Below are 1,156 nucleotides of genomic sequence, written 5' to 3'. Positions count from 1 at the left end.
TGTTGCCCTGCTATTTATGTTATCGGAAAGCATCATCCACCACCGGAATAATTTTGTTCGTCGTTTTCCCGGAAATGTTACAAAAGTGCATGAAATTGATATGAAATTTAATTCCTATTATTTTGCAGGAGTCACAAAAGATAAAATATATTTGGGTAATCATACGGCCCCACTTTTAGTCTCAGTACTTGATACAACCCTGCAAAAAAGAAATCAATTTAAAATTCATCCTAACCGAATCGATTTTCAGTTTCAATCTGTACAAGTTCGTATTTCACCACCAGATTTTTATCTCATAGATGGGTCCGTCCCTGTAATTTACAAAGGTGAGATTAAGGATTGGAAAGCCTATGTAAAATGGAACGGAACTACCACTTTTTCTCACTATGAACTTATGGATTCGCTCACCTTGGCGTTTCGTTCCAATGACAATACAGAGGGTGAAAGTATACTTGGATCTCTGTACTTTGGCAATGAATCCAAAACGCATTTGAATCCAAAGCTATTGCAAAAACAGATCGATGGAATTTTCGATGTAGACGGAGTTCTTCATTACGACAAACCCCTTGGGAAATTGGTATATACTTATCTATATCGTAATGAGTTTATTGTAGCCAGTGAGTTGCTTAATCTGGAGTACAGAGGAAAAACAATTGATACTATCAGTAAAGCCCAGATCAAAGTTGTTGAGGTTACAAGCCGAAAGGAACGAAAACTAGGAGCGCCTCCTTTACTTGTCAATAAAACAAGTGCCGTTTGTAAAAAATTATTGTTTGTCAATTCAGCATTGCCGGGGAAATACGAACCTGCTGAAATGTGGAAGGAAGCCAGTATTATTGATATCTATAATCTTAATACTAAGTCTTATAAGGGGAGTTTCTACATCTACCATATCAAGAAAGAAAAACTCAAGAATTTTTTTGTACAAGGTGATAATTTTTATGGGTTTATTGGCAAACATTTAGTCCATTACAAATTAAACGAAGGACTCACCAATTCCTATCAGAATAAAAGCATAAAATAGAATTCTATCATGAAAATATACTGCAGTGTCAGGGAAAAGATCGAAAACCTGTAAAAGAGTAGATCGTTAACAATTAAATTATATATCATGAAATCAAAATTTGCAAAACAGGTTATACCTGTTGCCGTATTT

At 34.9% G+C, this 1,156-nt stretch carries 1 pseudogene; it reads left to right on the top strand.

The features are described from left to right. Nucleotides 1–1,024, top strand: a pseudogene (locus tag JO950_RS21875) (hypothetical protein); the annotation flags it as partial. Nucleotides 1,025–1,156 lie beyond the last annotated feature (132 nt).

The sequence above is a fragment of the Flavobacterium sp. UGB4466 genome, assembly GCF_903469665.1.
Lineage (GTDB): Bacteria > Bacteroidota > Bacteroidia > Flavobacteriales > Flavobacteriaceae > Flavobacterium > Flavobacterium lipolyticum.
Note: the sequence above shows the minus strand (reverse complement) of the source record. Positions and strands in the feature narration are given on the sequence as shown.